The following is a 19882-nucleotide window of genomic DNA, read 5'->3' as shown; positions in this document are numbered from 1 at the left end:
GAGGCCGGGCGCGGCCCGGCGCGGCCCGGCATGGCGCGGCGCGGACCGGCACGGCGCGGACCGGCGCGGCGCGGACCGGCGCGGCGCGGACCGGCGCCTCAGGACGACGCGGCGGCGGCCAGTGCCTGGCGGCAGAGCCGGTCGGCGGTCCGGGTCGTCTCCGGCAGCCGGAACCGCGGGGTCAGGGCCAGCACCTGGGTGGTGGCGTTGTCGAGGCTCATCCGGTGGCCGACGCTGACGAAGACCGGCTTCACCCCGTCCCGGGTCCGCAGCACCCGCCCGACGAGCTCGTCGCCGTCGCGCAGCGGCGACCACGCGCCCCGCCCCTCGGCCGGCGGCCTCCACTCCCCGACCAGCGGCGTCTTGCCCACCCCGATCGCCGGCAGGCCGGTGACCACACCCAGGTGGCAGGCCAGCCCGAACCGGCGCGGGTGGGCCAGCCCGTGCCCGTCGCAGACCAGCAGCTCCGGACGGATGGTCAGCCGGTCCAGCGCGTCGAGCAAGGCGGGCAGCTCGCGGAACGCGAACAGCCCCGGGACGTACCCGAACGCGGGCCGGCCGACGCTGACCGCGCTGTCCACCACCGCGAGGGTCCGGGCATCCAGCACGGTGACGGCCGCCGCGAGCCGGTCGCCGCTCTCGGCGTACGCGACGTCCAGGCCGGCCACCGTCGCGGGCGCGGCCGGTCCCGGCCCGACGAGGTCCACCAGCGGCCGCAGCCGGTCCTGTACGGCGATCGCCTCCGCAACACTCCCCGGCGAAACGAGCACCGCCGTGATCGACTCCGGTTGCGGGATATCGCGGTGTCCACGTGCCCTGGATACCGCGATATCCGGGAACCCGTGTCGATCACCGCGCTGACGCTCGGCGGGACTTGACCGCTGGTCCTCCTGCGCCATCGCCTGAGCGTATGCCGGTCCGGCTGGCGGTCGTCCGTGCCCGCCCGAGCCGGTCCTTCGCGCTCGCTCGTCTCCGACCGACTGTGGTCCGCTACTGGCCGACGCGGCCGTCGATCAGCTCGCGGAGCAGGTCGGCGTGGCCGTTGTGCCGGGCGTACTCCTCGATCATGTGGACCAGCAGCTCGCGCAGCGAGATCTCACTGCCGTCCCGCTGCCGGCCCTTCACTCCCAGGTCGGGCGCCTCGGCGACCAGCCGCTCGGCGAACTCCACCTCGGCCCGCCAGTTCCGCCACGCCTCGGCGACCACGTCGGGGTCGGCCACCGCACCGTTGAAGTCCAGATCCCGATCCGTGTCGGAGGGGTAGACCTTCGGCACGTCCTCGCCGGCCATCACTCGCCGGAACCAGCCCCGCTCCACCTCGGCCAGGTGCCGCAGCAGGCCGAGCAGCGACAGCGCCGACGGCGGTACGGCCCGCCGGGCCAGCGCCTCTACGTCCAGGTCGGCGCACTTGAGCTCCAACGTGAGGCGCTGGTCGCGGAGGTACTCCACCAGGACGGTGCGCTCGTCGTCGAAGCCCCCGTCCGAACGCGGATCGTGGTCGGGGTGCACGAACATGTTCGACCAGGCGAAGTTCTGAACGGGTCGGTCGGCGGCGTCGGTATCCGTACGCGAGTCAGCCATGGCGCGACCCTTGCCCAGCTATCGACAGGCTCGCAAGCCATTTCGCGTGATCAGATCCGGCGCAGCCGGAATCTTGGCTGCTCGTTCGTTAAGTGACGCTGCTTGTGTTGGCGGACCTGCTCATCCCAGACCTCCTGGTCGTAATCGGGGTCGGGTGGGATCCACTTGTGCGATCCGTCGCTGTAGTGGAACTTCTCGTCGCCCGGCCGAAGCACGCTCACCGCACCCACCCGACGAAGCGCTGGTGGAGGCCAGCGGCCGGCACCCAGACCAGATCCTCGGCCGCCCAGACGAGGTATGAGCCCATGTAGATGGCCAACGAAACGTGCGCCTTGCCGAACTCCGCCCGCGGCTCGCGCTTGCGCGTAGGGCAGGGCCACGGCGCACCGCAGCTGGCACAGGTCCAGATCGGAAGCACCGGTCCGTGGGCGGTCATGGGAGACCACCGAGGACCCGCGTCGTACTCGCCCGGGTCGCCCACTTCAGACGCCAGCAAGGGTTCGGCGATAGCTGCGACCACCAGGTCCGACATCCGACGCGCATGCCGTCGAGCCGCGGACGTACACCGAGAGGATGGCCTACACAGATGGCCGTCCGGGGCTACTGAGAGAGACTGCTTCTCTTCTGGGCTGAGGCTCTCTTCCTACTAAGGGGACGCGGTCGAGGAGTGTGGCGCTGCAGGCGATTAGGTGCGGTCCACAGTGACCCTCACCTGCGTCAGTCTCCCGTCGACCGCTGTGCTGGCGTTAGGTGATCGGGGCGATGCTGCGGAGGAGCCATCAAATCACTGGTCCCTGTAAGATCAGTTCTGGCAGTATATTGAAGGCGATGGATTAGCCAAGAGTATTGGCCCTGCTCAAAGGGTTGCTCGTTGTTTATGACGCTATCTGTGTACTCTAAGAGGTCGCCGGCGGCATCCAGTACGTCCCTATGGCCAACTAGCAGGACAGTTGTAAAGGCTTGCCACAGTTCCGAACGAGCCTCGCGTTTGTCGGCCGGCGTTCTATCTCCGGCAAGGACCTGCCTCACATGGCCGGCTGCTATGTAAAACGCCGAGTACGCCTCGATCCGCTCCCTGTGCAACCGGAACCGATCTTCACGCTGGTGCTGCTCCCGCTGTACCTGTGCGGCCTGCTTGGCCTGCATGTGCGATCCCAGCCAAGTCCCGACGGTACCAATACCCCCACCGAGTGCGGTCAACAGCAATGACTCCCATACGGCCACCACTCCTCCAATACTTGGCTTGCAAGGACCGCAGCGAACACCAGCACTGTACTGCTAACCGGCTACTGTTCGGGTTCAGCGACCGTGACCCCTACGCGACCCCAACCGGCCGCAAGATGAGCACGAGTGACCCAGCAATCCGGCAGGCTTGCGCGTGGCTAATGTGACGGACCCTGACCGAGCGGGAGCACTCTTAATCCGCTCGTCAAGATCAGGGCCTCTCTAGGGCGTCGGGGCGTCTCCAGGGCGTCAGACATTAACCAGCGACGACAAACAATGCCCATCGACAGCCGAAGATACAGGAAGCTCGCAGCCTTGATTGGGGCTGCGACCTGGTGGGCGACGGACGAGTCGACCTGTACGCCGGATTCGGTCTCCAGAAAGCCCTGCTGGCCGGGGCCGCCCTGCCTGCATCGCTCTCCTAGGAGAGATGCGAGATTGACGACCGACTACAACGACAACCCGGTCAGCACCATGACCCGCGGCTCGGTGTAGTCCTCCATCGCGCTGCGCAGCCCCTCGCGACCGACGCCACTGCCCTTCACCCCGCCGTACGGCATCTGGTCGGCGCGGTACGACGGCACGTCCCCGACGATCACCCCGCCGACCTCCAGGACCCGCCCGGCGAGGAAGGCCGTCTGGAGGCTGTGCGTGAAGACCCCGGCCTGCAGCCCGTACGCCGAGTCGTTGACCGCGGCGAACGCGGCCTGGTCGTCGGTGACCCGGGCGACCACCAGCACCGGCCCGAACACCTCCTCGGCGCTGACCTTGGCGTCGGCCGGCACTCCGGAGAGCACGGTCGGCGGGTAGGTCGCACCTTCCCGCCGGCCGCCGACCTCGATGGTCGCGCCGGCCGTGACCGCCTCGTCCACCCACGCCTCGACCCGGCGGGCGGCGTCCTCCGACACCAGCGGCCCGACGTCGGTCAGCTCGTCGGCCGGGTCGCCGGTGCGCAGCTCCTGCACCGCGGCGAGCAGCCGGGGCAGGAAGCCGTCGTAGAGCCACTCGTGCACGTAGACCCGCTGCACCGCGATGCAGGACTGCCCGGCCTGGTAGTTGGCGAAGGTGGCGATGCGGTGCGCCGCGAAGGTCAGGTCCTCGTCGGTGTTCCAGTCCTCGCAGATCACCGCGGCGGCGTTGCCGCCCAGCTCGAGGGTGACGTGCTTGTCGGGCACCGACCGGCGGATCGCCGCGCCGACCGGCCCGGAGCCGGTGAACGACACCACCGGCAGCCGGGGGTCGGCGACCAGTTCGGCGGCCCGCTCGTTGGGCAGCGGCAGCACCGAGAACATCCCGGCCGGCAGCTCGGTCTCGGCGAGCAGCTCGCCCAGCAGCAGCGCCGAGAGCGGGGTGGCCGGGGCCGGTTTCACGATGATCGGAGCGCCCACCGCGATGGCCGGCGCGACCTTGTGCGCGACCAGGTTGAGCGGGAAGTTGAACGGTGCGATGCCCAGCACCGACCCCTTGGGCACCCGCCGGACCAGGGCGATCCGCCCGGTGGCGGCCGGGTCGGTGTCCAGTCGTTGCAGCTCGCCGGAGAACCGGCGGGCCTCCTCGGCCGCCCACCGGAAGGTGGAGACCGCCCGGCCGACCTCGGCGCGGGCCCACTTCAGCGGCTTGCCGTTCTCGGCGGTGATCAGCCGGGCGACCTCGTCGGCCCGCTCCGCGAGCCGCCGGGAGACGTGGTCCAAGGCTGCCGCGCGGGCGTGCGCGGGCAGGGCCGCGGCCGCCCGGGCCACCTCGGCCGCCGCGGCGACGGCCGTCTCGACCTGGTCGGGCGTGGCATGGGTGGTACGACCGACAGCGCGTCCGTCGTACGGGTGGTGCACGGTCAGCTCACCCTCGCCGTGGGCGGGACGGCCGGCGACATAGAAGGCTACGGGCTCCACGCTGAGCAGCCTAGACGACCGAGCAGTCCACGGAAACAGTCGCCTGAACCCTTGTCTGCCGCGAATTCAGTAGCGAAGATGGCACACAGACTGCGATTACCGCCGCAGACCCGCACCCCCGGCCCCCCTTCGGAGAGATCGAGTCATGAGTGACCAGCAGAAGCTGCGCAACTTCGTCAACGGCGAGTACGTCGAGCCGGTGGACGGCGGCTACGCCGACCTGATCGACCCCTGCACCGGTGAGGCCTTCGCGCAGGCCCCGGTCTCCGGTGCCGCCGACGTGGACGCGGCGATGAAGGCCGCCGCCGGCGCGTTCGAGAGCTGGCGGGACGTCACCCCGGCCGAGCGGCAGAAGGCCCTGCTCAAGCTCGCCGACGCGGTGGAGGCCCGGGCGGCCGAACTGGTCGACGCGGAGGTCCGCAACACCGGCAAGCCGCGCCAGCTCACCGCCGACGAGGAACTGCCGCCGGCGGTGGACGAGTTCCGGTTCTTCGCCGGCGCGGCCCGGCTGCTGGAGGGGCGCTCGGCCGGCGAGTACCTGGCCGGGCACACCTCGTATGTTCGGCGCGAGCCGATCGGCGTCTGCGCCCAGGTGACCCCGTGGAACTACCCGCTGATGATGGCGGTCTGGAAGATCGCCCCGGCCCTGGCCGCCGGCAACACGGTGGTGCTCAAGCCGTCGGACACCACCCCGGTGTCCACGCTGCTGCTGGCCGAGATCGCCGCCGAGTTCTTCCCGCCGGGCGTGTTCAACGTGGTCTGCGGCGACCGGGACACCGGTCGTAGCCTGGTCGCGCACCCGACCCCGCAGCTGGTGTCGATCACCGGCTCGACCCGGGCGGGCATGGAGGTGGCGGCCGCGGCCGCCCCGGATCTCAAGCGGACCCACCTGGAGCTGGGCGGCAAGGCCCCGGTGGTGCTCTTCGACGACGCGGACGTGGCGGCGGCGGCCGAGGCGATCGCGGTTGGCGGCTACTTCAACGCCGGGCAGGACTGCACCGCGGCGACCCGGGTGCTCGCCGGCCCCGGCATCCACGACGACTTCGTCGCGGCGCTGACCGAGCAGGCCCGCAACACGAAGACCGGCGCGCCGGACGACGAGGACGTGCTCTACGGCCCGCTGAACAACGTCAACCAGCTGGCCCGGGTCAGCGGTTTCGTCGACCGGCTCCCCGACCACGCGGAGCTGCACACCGGTGGCTCGCGGATCGGCGAGCGCGGCTACTTCTACGCGCCGACCGTCGTCTCCGGGGTGCGCCAGGCCGACGAGATCATCCAGGACGAGGTCTTCGGCCCGGTCATCACCGTGCAGCGGTTCACCGACGAGGACGAGGCGGTGCGCTGGGCCAACGGCGTCGAGTACGGTCTGTCGGCCTCGGTCTGGACGCGGGACCACGGCCGGGCGATGCGGATGACCCGCCGGCTCGACTTCGGCTGCGTCTGGGTGAACACCCACATCCCGTTCGTCTCCGAGATGCCGCACGGCGGCTTCAAGCACTCCGGGCACGGCAAGGACCTCTCGGTCTACAGCCTGGAGGACTACACCCGGATCAAGCACGTCATGCACAACATCGAGGGCTGATCGGTGAGCGCGAGGAGTGAGCCGGGTTTGCGAGCCCCGAAGTCGCGAACGGAAGGCGGCGCAGTGGCGTCGAGCGAGGAACTGCACAAGCGGCGCGGCGCCGCCGTCGCCCGGGGCGTCGGCAGCGTCATCTCGTCCTACGTGGACCGGGCGGCGGGCGGCACGATGGTCGACGTTGACGGGCGGGAGTGGATCGACTTCGCCGCCGGCATCGCGGTGACCAACGTCGGCAACTCCGCCCCGAAGGTGGTGGAGGCGGTCCGCGCGCAGGTCGAGCGCTTCACCCACACCTGCTTCATGGTCGCGCCGTACGAGTCGTACGTAGCGGTCTGCGAGCAGCTCAACGCCCTCACCCCGGGCGCCTTCGACAAGCGCTCGGCGCTGTTCAACTCCGGCGCCGAGGCGGTGGAGAACGCGGTGAAGATCGCCCGGCACGCCACCGGGCGGCCAGCGGTGGTGGTCTTCGACCACGCGTACCACGGCCGGACCAACCTGACCATGGCGCTGACCGCGAAGAACATGCCGTACAAGCACCGGTTCGGGCCGTTCGCCGGGGAGATCTACCGGGTGCCGATGTCGTACCCGCTGCGCGACGGTGGGCTGCCCGGCGCGGAGGCCGCCGCGCGAGCGATCGAGATGGTCGAGAAGCAGGTCGGCGCGGAGAACGTCGCCGCGCTGCTGATCGAGCCGATCCAGGGCGAGGGCGGGTTCGTCGTACCGGCGCCGGGCTTCCTGCCGGCGCTGCGCGAGTGGGCCACGGCGGCCGGGGTGGTCTTCGTCGCCGACGAGATCCAGACCGGGTTCTGCCGCACCGGCGACTGGTTCGCCTGTCAGCACGAGGGCGTCGAGCCCGACCTGGTCACGCTGGCCAAGGGCATCGCCGGCGGGCTGCCGCTGGCCGCGGTGACCGGGCGGGCCGAGTTGATGGACGCGGTGCACGTCGGCGGGCTCGGCGGCACGTACGGCGGCAACCCGCTCGCCTGCGCCGCCGCCCTGGCCAGCATCGAGACCATGCACGAGCTGGACCTGGCCGGTGCCGCGCGGCGGATCGAGGCGACCATGGTGCCCCGGCTGCAGGCCATCGCCGAGCGCACCGGCGTGATCGCCGAGGTACGCGGCCGGGGCGCGATGCTCGCCGTGGAGATCGTCCGACCCGGCACGCTCACCCCCGACCCGGTCGCCACGGCGGCGGTGTCGGGGGCCTGTCACGCCGCCGGCCTGCTCACCCTCACCTGCGGCACGTACGGCAACGTGCTGCGCTTCCTGCCGCCACTGGTCATCTCCGCCACCGGCCTGCGCCGGGGGTTGGACATCCTGGATGCCGCCTTCGGCGGTTGACCCCGGGCGGGCCCCACGGGCGCTGGGCCCCTCGCCGGACGGCGAGGGGCCCGTCGTCCATCAGGTCAGCGCAGCACCTCGACCACGTTGCGCCGGATCACGTTCTTGCCGGGCTCGCGCACCTGGTCCATCGCGGCCGCGTTGAGCAGCACGCAGCTGCCCGACGGGCCGGTCACCGTCACCGTGGTCGACCGGTTGTTGTCCAGGTTGGTCACCCGCAGCCGGGTGCCCACCGGAAACCGGCCGCTGGTCGCCGCCGGCGCCCCGCCGTCGGCCGAGAAGGTCACCGACCCCGGGCAGGCGGACGCGCCACCGGGCTGGCCGGCGCCCGGCTGCGCCGCCCCACCGCCCGGCTGCGCCGCGCCGCCGTCCAGGCGCTCCACCACGTTGCGGCGGATCACGTTCTTGCCGGGCTCCCGCACCAGCTCCATGGCGGCCGCGTTGAGCAGCACGCAGCTGCCCGACGGGCCGGTCACGGTGACCGTCGCGGACCGGTTGTTGTCCAGGTTGGTCACCCGCAGCCGGGTGCCCACCGGAAACCGGTCGCTGGTCGCCGCCGGCGCCCCGCCCTCGGCCGAGAAGGTCACCGACCCCTGGCACGCCGAGGCGCGCGCCGGCGCGCTGTCCGCGAATCCGAGCCCGGTGCCCACCGCCACGACCGCCGAGGCGACCACCGCCACACCCGCCGCCAGCACGTGCTTCCGCTGCACCCTCACCGTTGTCTCTCCCGTCGTCCGGTGGTGTCGTTCGACGCCTGGTACGGACTGGGAGCGCTGCACCGTTCACCGCGATCCCGAGGTTGACCTGAAGTCGGCTTCAGGTTCTAGCGTCGGACCGGGGACGAAGGAGGGGGTTCCGTGACCTATCTGGTGACCGGCGCGACGGGCCGGGCCGGCCGGCACGTGGTGTCCGAACTGCTGGCGCGCGGGGTGCCGGTACGCGCCCTGACCAGGCATCCGGCCCGGGCTGCGGTGCTGCCGGCCGGGGTGGAGGGGGTGGCCGGCGACCTCACCGATCCGGCCACCCTCACGACGGCGTTCGAGGGCGTCGTCGGCGTGCACCTGCTGACCGTCGGGGGTGACGACTACGCCACGCTCCGTACCGGGCGGGAGATCGTCGCCCTCGCGCAGCGGGCCGGTGTCCGGCGACTGGCCGTGCTGTGGAACGGCCAACCCGGCCCGGTCGAGGAGGCCGTCCGGGCCGGGGCTCTGGAGTGGACGATGCTCCAGCCGGTGGACTTCATGGGCAACACCCTCGGCTGGGCCGGGTCGATCCGCGACGCCGGCGAGGTACGCGAGCCGTTCGCCGACGTCCGCAGCGCGCTGGTCGACGAGGCCGACGTCGGCGCGGTCGCCGCGGAGGTGCTCACCGGCGACGGGCACGCCGGCCAGGTCTACACCCTCACCGGCCCGCAGGCGCTCACCCCGCGCCAGCGGCTGGCCACCGTCGCCGAGGCGGTCGGCCGCGACCTCCGCTTCGTGGAGCTGACCGAGGAGCAGGCCCGCGCCCGGTGGCGGCAGGCGGGCTACGACGACGAACTGGTCGACCTGCTCGCGTCCTGGCAGGGCGACCCGCCACCGGTCGCGTACACCGTCACCGACACCGTCGCGCGGCTGCTCGGCCGGCCGCCCCGAACCTTCGCCGACTGGGCCCGCGCCCACGCCGCCGCGTTCCGCTGAGCCGCCCGCACCCGCCGCGTCACACCGGGCCGTAGCGGGTGTGCGGGGCGCCGGTCAGCAGCGCCCAGTACCGGTCGCCGTACGACCAGTGCCACCACTCGGTCGGGTAGTTCACCAGGCCCGCGCCGCGCAGCGCGTCGCCCATGATCCGCCGGTGCCGGCGAGCGGCCGCCGGGATGGCCGGCGCGTCGGTGAAGCAGGCGTTGCCGCTGGCCTCCGGGGTGGCGTCAACGGCGGTGCCCAGGTCCAGCTCGACGCCGTCCTCGGTGCACAGGGTCAGATCGACCGCCCCGCCGGTGCTGTGCGGCGCCACCTCGACCGGCGAGACGAACTTGGTGGTCTCCCGGTGCAGCCGTTCCGGCGACCAGTCCGGGTGCGCCCGGCGCAGCTCCTCCCGGTAGCCGGTGAAGATCTCCAGTTGGGCCCGGTACGGCCGGTATCCCTCGATGACCAGCAGGCGCAGGCCGGCCGGCAGCGCGTGCTGCGCGGCCAGCAACCGGTCCGCGACCCCACGGCGCAGTCGGGCGTACGCGCCGGCCGGGTCGGCCGCCCGGGGATCCAGCCGTAGCTCCGGCAGCTCGCGCAGATCCACCAGCGGGTCACCGTCGTCGGCGCTGGGCACTGCCACCACCCGGGGATCGGCGAGCAGGATCATCGCGGGCTCCCGGCGGCGGCGCGGGCGGTGGCGGAGCGCTCCGCGTGGCGGGCGAAGGCCAGCTCGACCAGCCGGTCCACGATCTCCCGGTAGCCGACGCCGACCGCCGCCCACACCTTCGGGTACATCGAGTGCGCGGTGAAGCCGGGCATGGTGTTCAGCTCGTTGACGTAGAGGCCGCCGGACGCCTCGTCGTAGAGGAAGTCGACCCGGGCCAGGCCCCAGCCGCCGATCGCGGCGAACGCCCGCAGCGACAGCTCCCGGATCCGGTCCGTGACGTCCTCGGGCAGCGCGGCCGGGACGACCATCGGGTCGGCGTCGCCGAAGTACTTCTGCCGGTAGTCGAACCAGCCGCCGGAGACCCGCACCTCGCCCACCGCCGACGCCTCGGGCCGCCACCCGCCGAGCACCGCGCACTCCAGTTCCCGGCCGGTCACGCCCTGCTCGACCAGCACCAGGTGGTCGTGGCGCAACGCCTCCTCGACCGCCGCCGCCAGGTCGTCGCCCTCGGCCACCCGGGAGATCCCGATCGACGAGCCCATGCTGGCCGGCTTGACGAAGAGCGGCCGCCGCAGCCCCACCACCAGCTTCTCCGGGTCGTCGGCCGCCCGGTAGGTGGGCGCGTCGAACGCCACGTGCGGGGTGATCGGCACACCCTCGGCGCGCAGCGCCCGCTTCATCGCCACCTTGTTCATGCCCACCGCGGAGGCGAGGATGCCGCACCCGACGTACGGCACGCCCAGCGACTCGAGCAGCCCCTGGACCACGCCGTCCTCACCGAACGGGCCGTGCAGCACCGGGAAGACCACGTCCAGCTCGGCGTGCACCGCGCCGGAGGCGTTCGCCGCGGACACCACCGCCGTGCCGGGGCGGGGTCCGGCCCGCAGCTCGACCGCCGGCCCGGTCACCGTCAGCCGGTCGTCGATGGCGCGGTCCGCCCCGGCGCCGTCCCGCAGCTCCGCCAGCACGGCGTCCGGCACCAGCCGGAGGCCCCCGGTACGGGTCACCCCGATGGCGACCGTGCGGTACCCGCCGCCGGCCAGGGCCCGGGCCACGCCGAGGGCCGAGGCGCAGGACACCTCGTGCTCCGCGGACGGACCACCGAACAGGATTCCGATCCGGACCGGCGCGCTCATGCCGCCCTACCTTCCATAGCAAGCCCGGCGGTGGTATTCGTACGGGCTGACGCGGACGAGGCGGGTATGGCTTTCATGCTGGCTGCCGTCCATGGCGTAGGTGGCTTGGCCGCCCGCCTCGTCTGCTCTTGCTGACTGCTGATTGGGCTCTGCGATCGATCGCTGTGTAGGGCGTTGACGGCGGCAAGAGCACGCGCGTGGACACGACGAGGGGAAGGAGTCTCATGGCTGTCGCGGTGGGTGTGGATGTGGCCAAGGAGTTCCACTGGGCCGCGCTCGTGCACACCGAGACCGGGAAGGTCCTGGCCAGCCACAAGGTCGACAACGACCCGGCGGCGATCCAGGCATTCATCAACGACGTGCGCACCGCCGAGGCCGAGCACGGCCCGGCGACGGTGGCGATCGACCTGTTGGGCGGCATCGCCGGGCTGCTGCAGGCCATGCTGCTCGATGCCGGGCTGCGGCTGGTGCACGTCCCCGGCCTGGCGGTCAACCGGGCCCGTCGGGCCACACGGGGTGGAGAGCGCAAGTCCGACCCGCGGGACGCGAAGGTCATCGCCGATCAGATCCGGCTGCGCGGTGACGAGCTGCGCATCGTGGAGCCGGCCGGCGAAACCGACGCTGAGCTGCGGCTGCTGGTCGGACGCCGCCGCGAGCTGGTTGTCGACCAGACCCGGCGCATCGGTCGGCTGCGGGACCTGCTCGCCTCGATCCACCCCGGCCTGGAACGGGTTATCGACGCCACCAACAAGGCCGACCTGGCCCTGCTGGCCCGCTACGTCACCCCCGGTGAGATCCGCCGCGCCGGGCGGCGCCGCATCAACGAGTACCTGCGCCACGTCGGTGGCCTGCGTACCGCGAGCATCGATGCCCTGGTCGAGCAGGCCCTGGCCACCGCCGCACGACAACACGTCACCGTGCCCGGCGAAACCGTCGCCGCGGACCTGGTCCGCGACCTCGCCAGCGAGGCGCTGACCTGCCGCGGCAAACTCACCGACCTGGACAAACGCATCACCGAGGCGCTCAACGACCACCCTGACGCGGCCCTCGTCCAGTCCCTGCCCGGGATGGGGGCCACCCTGACCGCCGAGTTCCTCGCCGTGGCAGGCGGCATCACCCGCTTCACCACCGGCGACCAGCTCGCCTCCGCCGCCGGCCTGGCCCCCGTGCTGCAGCAGTCCGGGAAGGTCCACTACCTGCGGCGGGCCACCAGCGGCGACAAGACCCTCAAACGGATCTTCTACCAACCGGCGTTCTGCGCCCTGCAACGCGACCCGACCAGCCGCGCCTTCTACGACCGCAAGCGCAGCGAGGGTAAACGCCACCACCAGGCGCTCATCGCCCTGGCCCGCCGGCGGATCAACGTGCTGCACGCGATGCTGCGCACCAGACAGCCGTACCGAATCGATCATGCCGTCGCGGCTTGACTTCCGCATTAGGCTGCCACCTCTTCCACCCTCGTGACATCGGCGAGCCGGTGGGCCGCCAACCGGGCCACCAGCTCCGCCTCGACATTTCCGCCGGTCAGCACCACGCCGACGGTGCGGTGCCGGCCGTCGGCCGCGATCCGCAGCGCGCCGGCCAGGCCGGCCGCGCCGGACGGTTCGGCCAGCACCTTCAGCTCCAGCAGCAGGAGCCGGAACGCCTCCGCGATCTCCTCGTCGTCCACCCGGACGACCCCGCGCAACGCGGTGCGCAGGATCGCGAACGGCAACTCCCCCACGCAGGACGGCCGCAGGCCGTCGGCGATCGTCGGCGCCGGCGCGACCGGCGTCGGCCGGCCGGCCGCCAGGCTCCGGGCCAGCGAGTCGCAGCCGACCGGCTCCACGCCGTACACCTCGATCGGTCGACCGGCGGCGGCGAGGCAGGCGCCGGCCGCCCCACCGCCGCCGCCGACCGGCAGCACCAGCGCGTCCAGCGGCGTGCCGGCCTGTTCGGCCTCCTCGATCAGCTCCAGGCTGGCGGTGCCCTGGCCGGCGATGACGTCCGGGTGGTCGTACGCGTCGACGACGGGATGCCCGGTGGCGTCGCTGAGGTCGCGGGCCATCGCGAGCCGCTCCTCGGCGGTGCCGGCGGCGACGATCCGCGCGCCCGCCGCCCTCGCCCGGGCGACCTTGGTCGGCGCCGCGTCCACCGGCAGCACCACGGTGGCGGCCATCCCGTGCCGCCGGGCGGCCAGCGCCACCGCCACCGCGTGGTTGCCGGTGCTCTGCGCGACGACGCCGCCGTGCCCGCCGGCCGCGGCGAGCCGACCGACCGCCAGCAGCGCGCCGCGCATCTTGTACGAGCCGCCGTGCTGGAGGTTCTCCGCCTTCAGCAGCACCCGGACGCCGGCCAGCCGGTCGATCGCCGGGGAGTGCAGCACCGGGGTGCGCAGCACCTGGCCGGCCAGCCGGCGGGCGGCCTCCTCGACGTCGGCCCGGACCGGACCGGCCTGGTCCGGCAGGTCGATGCGGGACATGTCGTCTCCTTTCGTTGCGTGGTCGGTGGCGCCGCGGCCGTCGTGCCGTCGGCGGTACCGGTTTTCGGGCACGCCGGATGAAGGGGTGCCGCGGTGCGGCCCCCGCCGGGGGCGTTGCTGGATGTGTGCCGGCCGGTCGGCCGGGTCAGTGCGGCAGTCGGACCTCGACCCGCAGGCCGCCGTACTCGGCGGGCCGGGCGGCGACGATGCCGTCGTGCGCCTGGGTGATCGAGCGGGCGATGGCCAGGCCGAGGCCGGCGCCGCCGCCGTGGCCGGTCCGGTCCGCGGCCAGCCGCCGGAACGGTTCGAACAGGCCGGCCACCGCCTCGGCGGGCACCACCTGGCCGGTGTTGACCACGGTCAGCGCCGGGGTGCCGCCGACCGCGACGGTGAGCGTGCCGCCGGGCCGGTTGTACTTGATCGCGTTCTCCACCAGGTTGGTCACCAGGCGCTCCAACAGCACGCGCTCCCCGGGCACCACCCGTGGGATGAGGTGACCTTCGATCGTCACGCCGGCCGCCCGGGCCCGGTCCTGGTACCCGGCCAGCACCCCGGCCACGATCTCGTCGAGCCGCTGCGGCGTCCGGGAACGCAGGCCCTGGTCGCTCTCGCTGAGCGTGAGCAACCCCTCGATCAGCCGCTCGTTGCGCTCGTTGGTCTGCAGCAGCTGGGCGGTCAGCAACTCCAACTGCTCGGCGGTGAGCGACTGCGCCATGCCGACCTCGATCAGCGTCCGCTGCACCGCCAGCGGGGTGCGCAGTTCGTGCGAGGCGTTCGCGGCGAACCGCCGCTGCCCCTCGTACCCGGCGGAGATCCGCTCCATCATCTCGTCGATGGCCCGGGTCAGCCGGGCCAGCTCGTCCCGGCCCGGGCGGCGGATCCGGTGCCCGAGGTTCTGCGGGCCGACGTGCGCGATCGGCTCGGCGAGGTCCCGCACCGGCCGCAGGCACCACACCGCGGCCGCCCAGATCGCGACCACCACGGCCACGAGCACACCGAGCATGGTCAGCGGGTACAGGGCCGCGTCGAGGTCGCGCGCCGGCTGGCACACCAGCCCCGAACCGGGCACCGGCAGGTTGCAGAACTCCTGGCCACGCAGCCACACCACGCTCAGCACCCACTTGCCGAGGCCGGGCAGGCTGTACCCGATCAGCAGGGCGAGCACGCCGACCAGCGCGACCCGGCGGCGCGGGGTCACTCCGGGCCGCCGATCCGGTAGCCGGCCTTCGGCACGGTGTGGATGACGGCCGGCTGGCCGAGCTTCTTGCGCAGCGTCATCACGGTGACCCGGACGGCGTTGGTGAACGGATCGGCGAACTCGTCCCAGGCCTGTTCCAGCAACTCCTCCGCGCTGACCACCCGGCCGCCCGCGCGCATCAGCACGTGCAGCACGGCGAACTCCTTCGGGCTCAGGTTCAGCGGGCGGCCGTCCCGGGTCGCGACGTGCCGGGCCACGTCCAGCACCACCCCGTGCCGCGCCAGCACGGGCGGGACCGCCGGGGCGGAGCGCCGGCCGAGGGCCTGCACCCGGGCGACCAGTTCGGCGAAGGCGAAGGGCTTGGTCAGGTAGTCGTCCGCGCCCAGCCCGAGGCCCTCCACCCGGTCCCGGATGCCGGCCGCCGCGGTGAGCAGGAGCACCCGGGTGCCCGCGTCCGAGTCGGCGATGCTGCGGCACACCTCGTCGCCGGTGTGCCCAGGCATGTCGCGGTCCAGCACGGCGACGTCGTACCGGTTCACCCCGATCCGCTCCAGCGCGCCGTTGCCGTCGTAGCAGACGTCGACCGCCATCGAGAGGCGGCGCAGCCCCTCGGCGACCGTGTCCGCCAGCAACCGCTCGTCGTCCGCCACCAACACCCGCACGCTTGCTCTCCCCGTGGTTCCTCGTTGTCCGGGACACCGTCTCAGGCTGGAGTTAAGGGTTCTGTAAGCACCCGCAGGAGTCATCCTCCACGGAGGCGATCCCGGGACAAACACCCGCGAGCCGGACGGAGGAGCTTGCCGCCCCGGTACGCCGTCTGAGTGCGTCCGTCCCCGGTCCACGACCGCACTTGGCGATCGGGGGTGAGCTGCGTCACGATAGGGCGCGAGGAGGTCGCCGATGGCCGACCCGTGGCTCGCCCTGGAATTCGGCGTCGATCCGGCGGAGCGGATCGCGCAGGTCGGTGCCGCCCACGAGGCGTTCCTCGCCGGCGGGCCGGAGGCGGCCCGGCGTACCGACCGGCGGCTGCGGGAGGTGGTCGCCCACTCCTGGCGCCGCTCGGCCGCGCTGCTCGACCCGGAGGCCACCCCGCCGGTCGAGCTGACCGACGACGCGCTGGAGAGCTACCGCGCCGCCCACCCGCTCGCCCGGGTGCTGCCGCTCTTCCGCGACCTGCTCGGCGGCATCGCCCAGGACGGCGCGCACCTGATGGCGGTCTGCGACGCCCACGGGCGGCTGCTCTGGGTGGAGGGGCATCCGGGCGTGCTCCGGCACGCCGAGCGGATGAACTTCGTTCCCGGAGCGCGCTGGGACGAGCCGCATGCCGGCACCAACGCCCCGGGCACCGCCCTGGCGATCGACCACAGCGTGCAGATCTTCGCCACCGAGCACTTCAGCCGGCCGGTGCAGCGGTGGACCTGCGCCGCCGCGCCGATCCACGACCCGGCGACCGGGCGGCTGCTCGGGGCGGTCGACATCACCGGCGGCGACCACCTGGCCAACCCGCAGAGTTTGGCGCTGGTCCGGGCCACCGCCCGGGCCGCCGAGGCACAGCTCGCCGCCGACCGGCCGGTCGAGCCGGGGGTGCTCACCGTCGCCGCGCTCGGCCGGGACGAGGCGGAGCTGCGGGTCGACGGGCGCCGGATCCGGCTCGGCCGCCGGCACAGCGAACTGCTCGTGCTGCTGCTCGACCACCCCGAGGGACGCACCGGCGAGCAGCTCGGCCTCGACCTCTACGGCGACGAGCGGCTGCACCCGGTCACCCTGCGCGCCGAGCTGTCCCGGCTGCGCCGCATCCTCGGCCCCGACCTGCTCGACTCCCGGCCGTACCGGTTGCGCGGGACCGTCCGGGCCGACTTCCGTACCGTCGGCGAACTGCTGGAACGCGGCGATCCGGCGGGTGCGCTCGACGCGTACGCCGGGCCGCTGCTGCCCTGCTCGGACGCGCCGGGAGTGACCCGACTGCGCCGGCTGGTCGACGGCCAGCTCCGCGCGGCCGTGCTGGCCACCCGGGACCCGGCGCTGCTCGCGGCCTGGACCGCGACGCCCGCCGGCGCCGACGACCTGACCGCCTGGCAGGCGCTGGCCGCGGCGTCGCCGCCGGGCGCGCCGCGCCGGCCGCTCGCGCTGGCCCGCGTCGAGCAGCTGTCCCGGGAGTACGACCTGCCGCGCGCAACGTTGCTGCAACGTCCCGGAAACTAGCTTCTCCGCCGTCACCCGATCGGACGGCGGAGGTAACCATGACGCGCTACGACGCGCCCACCCACTGGCAGTCCCGCTACGACCACTTTATCGGCGGCGAGTACGTCGCGCCGCACGGCGGTCGCTACTTCGAGAACCCCACGCCGGTCACCGGACAGACCTTCTGCGAGGTGGCCCGGGGCACCGCCGAGGACGTCGAGAAGGCGCTCGACGCCGCGCACGGCGCCGCCGACGCGTGGGGGCGCACGCCCGTCGCCGAACGGTCGCTGATCCTCAACCGGATCGCCGACCGGATGCAGGAGAACCTGGAATCCCTGGCGATCGCGGAGACCTGGGAGAACGGCAAGCCGGTCCGGGAAACCCTGGCCGCCGACATCCCGCTGGCGATCGACCACTTCCGGTACTTCGCCGGGGCGATCCGGGCCCAGGAGGGTTCCCTCGGCGAGCTGGACGACGACACCGTCGCCTACCACTTCCACGAGCCGCTCGGCGTGGTCGGGCAGATCATCCCGTGGAACTTCCCGATCCTGATGGCGACCTGGAAGCTCGCCCCGGCCCTCGCGGCCGGCAACGCGGTGGTGCTCAAGCCGGCCGAGCAGACCCCGGCGTCGATCCACTACTGGCTCTCGCTGGTGGCCGACCTGCTGCCGCCCGGCGTGGTGAACATCGTCAACGGCTTCGGCGTCGAGGCGGGCAAGCCGCTGGCCTCCTCGCCCCGGGTGGCCAAGGTGGCGTTCACCGGCGAGACCACCACCGGGCGGCTGATCATGCAGTACGCCAGCGAGAACATCAAGCCGGTCACCCTGGAGCTGGGCGGCAAGAGCCCGAACATCTTCTTCGACGACGTCAGCGCGTCCCGGGACGACTTCTTCGACAAGGCGCTCGAAGGGTTCACCATGTTCGCGCTCAACCAGGGCGAGGTCTGCACCTGCCCGTCCCGGGCGCTCATCCAGCAGGGCCACTACGCCGACTTCCTCGCCGCCGCCGTGGACCGGACGCGCCAGGTGAAGCAGGGGCACCCGCTGGACACCGACACGATGATCGGGGCGCAGGCGTCCAACGACCAGCTGGAGAAGATCCTGTCCTACCTGGACATCGGGCGGCAGGAGGGGGCGAAGGTGCTGACCGGCGGTGCCCGGGCTGACCTGGGCGGCGAACTCTCCGGCGGGTACTACGTGGAGCCGACCATCTTCGAGGGCGACAACTCGATGCGGATCTTCCAGGAGGAGATCTTCGGTCCGGTGGTCTCGGTGACCTCCTTCGCCGACCTCGACGACGCGGTCAAGATCGCCAACGACACGCTCTACGGCCTCGGCGCGGGCGTCTGGACCCGGGACATCAACACCGCGTACCGGGCCGGGCGGTCGATCCAGGCCGGCCGGGTGTGGACGAACTGCTACCACGCCTACCCGGCGCACGCGGCGTTCGGCGGCTACAAGCAGTCCGGCATCGGCCGGGAGAACCACAAAATGATGCTGGAGCACTACCAGCAGACCAAGAACCTGCTGGTCAGCTACTCCCCCAAGAAGCTCGGCTTCTTCTGATGGGTGACGTGGTGTCGGTGACGCCGGCCGCGGTCGAGCTGATCCGGTCGCTACGGGCGCAGCACGGGCCGCTGATGTTCCACCAGTCCGGCGGCTGCTGCGACGGCAGCGCCCCGATGTGCTACCCGGCCGGCGAGTTCCGCACCGGCGGCTCGGACGTGCTGCTCGCCGCGCTCAAGATCGAGGGCGTCCCCGAGCCGGTCGAGTTCTGGATGTCCGCGGCACAGTGGGACCTGTGGAAACACACCACGTTGACCGTCGACGTGGTGCCCGGCCGAGGCAGCGGCTTCTCCCTGGAAGCCCCGGAAGGCGTCCGCTTCCTCATCCGCTCCCAGTTGGCCGCCTGACCGGCCCGTCCGGTCGGCGACCGGCGAGGTGACACAGGGTGAGACGACCGGGTGTCGCCATTGCCCCGAGGCGTGATGCCTGTGAGTCATCAATATGACTCACAGGCATCACGGTCTCGGGACAGGATCCCTCTCAGGAGACCACTGCCCATGGCTACCGCAGGACCACGGCGAGGAAGGCGACGGCGAGCAGGAGGAGCGGTGTGGCCGAGAGGGTGCCGGCCACCAGCCCGGACCGCAGGCGGAATCGGGTCACCGTCAGCCAGAGCAGCGGCAGGCTGACCAGCATCGCCACGAACAGCGCCGGTGTCGCGACGTAGAGACCGAAGAGCAGCCAGCCGTCCCGGTCGGAGGTGCACTCCTCCCCGCAGCCCGCCGGCACGGCTCCGGAGAGCAGCGCGACGCCGACGAGGAACGCCACGATGACGGCGCCGTACCAGGCGAGCGTGACCAGGACGGCGGCCCTCGGGACGGATCGACAGGCGACGGTCATGCGATCTGACGCAGGTCGTTGCCGTAATCGAAGATGATGCGGAGCCGGGCGCCGAGCGCGGCGGCGTAGCGGCTCAGTGTGGCGACCTCATTGACATCAAGGTCACCGTTCTCGATCTGGCTGACCCGCCCCGGCGTGACGCCCATCAGTTCGGCCACCTGGCGCTGGGTGAGCCCCAGCCGCTTACGCTCCTCGGCCAGGTGGAACGCACTCACCCACGCTTCGGTGCGCGCGCGCTCCCGGTCGTGCTCCGCCTCGTCGTCACGAAGCTCGTCACGAACGTCTTCCCAGTCGTAAAACTCCGTCACGACTCCCCCCTTCGCTTGCTCTCATGATCGAGCCAAGCCTTGTAGGCGACCTCCGCCAGTGGAATGGCGTCCTGGTACCAGCGCGTCCAGTTGTGCGCCTTGTTTCCCGCCACGAGCAGGACAGCCTGGGACCAGGGATCGAAGACGAACAGCACCCGGACGGCCACGTCTCGTCCCGACCGAGGTCGCAATTCCTTGAGATTCCGGATCGCGGCTCCTCGCAGCGTGTCCACCAGAGGGCGTCC

Annotated in this window: 21 protein-coding genes; 7 read left to right on the top strand and 14 right to left on the bottom strand. The window is 72.3% G+C overall.

What is annotated here, in order from left to right; genetic code table 11:
* Positions 1 to 98: 98 nt before the first annotated feature.
* The 5 genes from ACVCAH_RS07655 to ACVCAH_RS07635 form a co-directional block, all read right to left on the bottom strand.
* Positions 99 to 770 (bottom strand): endonuclease V, encoded by a 672-nt coding sequence (locus ACVCAH_RS07655; protein ID WP_447135330.1) that lies wholly within the window; start codon positions 768 to 770, stop codon positions 99 to 101.
* A 220-nt stretch (positions 771 to 990) separates the two neighbouring features.
* Positions 991 to 1581: a DinB family protein gene (locus ACVCAH_RS07650; protein ID WP_447135329.1), complete on the bottom strand. Its 591-nt coding sequence runs from the start codon at positions 1579 to 1581 to the stop codon at positions 991 to 993.
* Between the two features lie 50 nt (positions 1582 to 1631).
* On the bottom strand, positions 1632 to 1802 hold the full coding sequence (locus tag ACVCAH_RS07645; protein WP_447135328.1) for a hypothetical protein: 171 nt from the start codon (positions 1800 to 1802) through the stop codon (positions 1632 to 1634).
* The gene (locus tag ACVCAH_RS07640; protein WP_447135327.1) at positions 1799 to 2017 is read right to left on the bottom strand and encodes a hypothetical protein; all 219 of its coding nucleotides are present in this window, start codon (positions 2015 to 2017) and stop codon (positions 1799 to 1801) included. The genes ACVCAH_RS07645 and ACVCAH_RS07640 overlap by 4 nt, the downstream gene beginning before the upstream one ends.
* Positions 2018 to 3254: 1237 nt before the next feature.
* Positions 3255 to 4694, bottom strand: a complete 1440-nt coding sequence (locus ACVCAH_RS07635) for an aldehyde dehydrogenase family protein (protein WP_447135326.1) — start codon at positions 4692 to 4694, stop codon at positions 3255 to 3257.
* A 145-nt stretch (positions 4695 to 4839) separates the two neighbouring features.
* Between ACVCAH_RS07635 and ACVCAH_RS07630 the strand changes: the two genes are divergently transcribed.
* Both ACVCAH_RS07630 and gabT read left to right on the top strand, forming a co-directional pair.
* Positions 4840 to 6276, top strand: a complete 1437-nt coding sequence (locus ACVCAH_RS07630) for a gamma-aminobutyraldehyde dehydrogenase (RefSeq protein ID WP_447135325.1) — start codon at positions 4840 to 4842, stop codon at positions 6274 to 6276.
* Positions 6277 to 6339: 63 nt separating this feature from the next.
* Positions 6340 to 7614 carry a 4-aminobutyrate--2-oxoglutarate transaminase gene (gene gabT, locus ACVCAH_RS07625; protein ID WP_447135324.1) on the top strand — a complete coding sequence of 425 codons (1275 nt, stop codon included), beginning with the start codon at positions 6340 to 6342 and terminating at the stop codon, positions 7612 to 7614.
* 65 nt (positions 7615 to 7679) lie between these two features.
* Here the strand turns inward: gabT and ACVCAH_RS07620 are convergent, their stop codons facing one another.
* Positions 7680 to 8330 (bottom strand): hypothetical protein, encoded by a 651-nt coding sequence (locus ACVCAH_RS07620; RefSeq protein WP_447135323.1) that lies wholly within the window; start codon positions 8328 to 8330, stop codon positions 7680 to 7682.
* 141 nt (positions 8331 to 8471) lie between these two features.
* Between ACVCAH_RS07620 and ACVCAH_RS07615 the strand changes: the two genes are divergently transcribed.
* Complete coding sequence (locus ACVCAH_RS07615) at positions 8472 to 9293, top strand: NmrA family NAD(P)-binding protein (RefSeq protein ID WP_447135322.1); 822 nt, start codon at positions 8472 to 8474, stop codon at positions 9291 to 9293.
* A 19-nt stretch (positions 9294 to 9312) separates the two neighbouring features.
* On the opposite strand, the gene ACVCAH_RS07610 is transcribed toward ACVCAH_RS07615, so the two are convergent.
* Together ACVCAH_RS07610 and ACVCAH_RS07605 are read right to left on the bottom strand one after the other, a co-directional pair.
* Positions 9313 to 9948 (bottom strand): M15 family metallopeptidase, encoded by a 636-nt coding sequence (locus ACVCAH_RS07610; protein ID WP_447135321.1) that lies wholly within the window; start codon positions 9946 to 9948, stop codon positions 9313 to 9315.
* A complete protein-coding gene (locus ACVCAH_RS07605; RefSeq protein WP_447135320.1) occupies positions 9945 to 11084 on the bottom strand; it encodes a D-alanine--D-alanine ligase family protein in 1140 nt (379 codons plus the stop codon). The genes ACVCAH_RS07610 and ACVCAH_RS07605 overlap by 4 nt, the downstream gene beginning before the upstream one ends.
* A gap of 224 nt (positions 11085 to 11308) precedes the next feature.
* Here ACVCAH_RS07605 and ACVCAH_RS07600 point away from each other — a divergent pair, with 224 nt between their 5' ends.
* On the top strand, positions 11309 to 12511 hold the full coding sequence (locus ACVCAH_RS07600; RefSeq protein WP_447135319.1) for an IS110 family transposase: 1203 nt from the start codon (positions 11309 to 11311) through the stop codon (positions 12509 to 12511).
* 8 nt (positions 12512 to 12519) lie between these two features.
* On the opposite strand, the gene ACVCAH_RS07595 is transcribed toward ACVCAH_RS07600, so the two are convergent.
* From ACVCAH_RS07595 to ACVCAH_RS07585, 3 genes are all read right to left on the bottom strand, one after another.
* Positions 12520 to 13545, bottom strand: a complete 1026-nt coding sequence (locus tag ACVCAH_RS07595; RefSeq protein WP_447135318.1) for a threonine ammonia-lyase — start codon at positions 13543 to 13545, stop codon at positions 12520 to 12522.
* Positions 13546 to 13690: 145 nt separating this feature from the next.
* Entirely contained in the window at positions 13691 to 14743 is a 1053-nt protein-coding gene (locus ACVCAH_RS07590; protein WP_447135317.1) for a sensor histidine kinase, read from the bottom strand.
* Positions 14740 to 15405 carry a response regulator transcription factor gene (locus ACVCAH_RS07585; protein ID WP_447135316.1) on the bottom strand — a complete coding sequence of 222 codons (666 nt, stop codon included), beginning with the start codon at positions 15403 to 15405 and terminating at the stop codon, positions 14740 to 14742. The genes ACVCAH_RS07590 and ACVCAH_RS07585 overlap by 4 nt, the downstream gene beginning before the upstream one ends.
* Positions 15406 to 15643: 238 nt before the next feature.
* Here ACVCAH_RS07585 and ACVCAH_RS07580 point away from each other — a divergent pair, with 238 nt between their 5' ends.
* From ACVCAH_RS07580 to ACVCAH_RS07570, 3 genes are read left to right on the top strand one after another with little or no spacing between them, the layout of a single operon-like run.
* Positions 15644 to 16945, top strand: coding sequence for a GAF domain-containing protein (locus ACVCAH_RS07580; protein WP_447135315.1), 1302 nt, complete (start codon positions 15644 to 15646; stop codon positions 16943 to 16945).
* A 38-nt stretch (positions 16946 to 16983) separates the two neighbouring features.
* Positions 16984 to 18489 (top strand): aldehyde dehydrogenase, encoded by a 1506-nt coding sequence (adh, locus tag ACVCAH_RS07575; RefSeq protein ID WP_447135314.1) that lies wholly within the window; start codon positions 16984 to 16986, stop codon positions 18487 to 18489.
* A complete protein-coding gene (locus ACVCAH_RS07570) occupies positions 18489 to 18836 on the top strand; it encodes a DUF779 domain-containing protein (RefSeq protein ID WP_447135313.1) in 348 nt (115 codons plus the stop codon). Before adh ends, ACVCAH_RS07570 begins: the two co-directional genes overlap by 1 nt.
* A gap of 154 nt (positions 18837 to 18990) precedes the next feature.
* On the opposite strand, the gene ACVCAH_RS07565 is transcribed toward ACVCAH_RS07570, so the two are convergent.
* Genes ACVCAH_RS07565 through ACVCAH_RS07555 form a run of 3 tightly spaced genes read right to left on the bottom strand, consistent with a single transcriptional unit; the run spans position 18991 to position 19870 of the window.
* Positions 18991 to 19329 (bottom strand): hypothetical protein, encoded by a 339-nt coding sequence (locus ACVCAH_RS07565; RefSeq protein ID WP_447135312.1) that lies wholly within the window; start codon positions 19327 to 19329, stop codon positions 18991 to 18993.
* Entirely contained in the window at positions 19326 to 19637 is a 312-nt protein-coding gene (locus ACVCAH_RS07560) for a transcriptional regulator (protein ID WP_393112688.1), read from the bottom strand. Before ACVCAH_RS07560 ends, ACVCAH_RS07565 begins: the two co-directional genes overlap by 4 nt.
* Positions 19634 to 19870: a type II toxin-antitoxin system RelE/ParE family toxin gene (locus tag ACVCAH_RS07555; RefSeq protein ID WP_447135311.1), complete on the bottom strand. Its 237-nt coding sequence runs from the start codon at positions 19868 to 19870 to the stop codon at positions 19634 to 19636. Before ACVCAH_RS07555 ends, ACVCAH_RS07560 begins: the two co-directional genes overlap by 4 nt.
* Between the last annotated feature and the right edge of the window lie 12 nt (positions 19871 to 19882).

The organism is Micromonospora sp. LZ34, assembly GCF_052981855.1.
This window is presented reverse-complemented; position numbering and strand designations above follow the sequence as displayed.

What these genes read in the sequence shown, in the direction of transcription:
- ACVCAH_RS07650 (WP_447135329.1), bottom strand. Translation starts at nt 1,581, where the DNA reads ATGGCTGACTCGCGTACGGATACCGACGCCGCCGACCGACCCGTTCAG.
- ACVCAH_RS07640 (WP_447135327.1), bottom strand. Translation starts at nt 2,017, where the DNA reads ATGACCGCCCACGGACCGGTGCTTCCGATCTGGACCTGTGCCAGCTGC.
- ACVCAH_RS07630 (WP_447135325.1), top strand. Translation starts at nt 4,840, where the DNA reads ATGAGTGACCAGCAGAAGCTGCGCAACTTCGTCAACGGCGAGTACGTC.
- ACVCAH_RS07610 (WP_447135321.1), bottom strand. Translation starts at nt 9,948, where the DNA reads ATGATCCTGCTCGCCGATCCCCGGGTGGTGGCAGTGCCCAGCGCCGAC.
- ACVCAH_RS07605 (WP_447135320.1), bottom strand. Translation starts at nt 11,084, where the DNA reads ATGAGCGCGCCGGTCCGGATCGGAATCCTGTTCGGTGGTCCGTCCGCG.
- ACVCAH_RS07600 (WP_447135319.1), top strand. Translation starts at nt 11,309, where the DNA reads ATGGCTGTCGCGGTGGGTGTGGATGTGGCCAAGGAGTTCCACTGGGCC.
- ACVCAH_RS07595 (WP_447135318.1), bottom strand. Translation starts at nt 13,545, where the DNA reads ATGTCCCGCATCGACCTGCCGGACCAGGCCGGTCCGGTCCGGGCCGAC.
- ACVCAH_RS07580 (WP_447135315.1), top strand. Translation starts at nt 15,644, where the DNA reads ATGGCCGACCCGTGGCTCGCCCTGGAATTCGGCGTCGATCCGGCGGAG.
- adh (WP_447135314.1), top strand. Translation starts at nt 16,984, where the DNA reads ATGACGCGCTACGACGCGCCCACCCACTGGCAGTCCCGCTACGACCAC.
- ACVCAH_RS07570 (WP_447135313.1), top strand. Translation starts at nt 18,489, where the DNA reads ATGGGTGACGTGGTGTCGGTGACGCCGGCCGCGGTCGAGCTGATCCGG.
- ACVCAH_RS07565 (WP_447135312.1), bottom strand. Translation starts at nt 19,329, where the DNA reads ATGACCGTCGCCTGTCGATCCGTCCCGAGGGCCGCCGTCCTGGTCACG.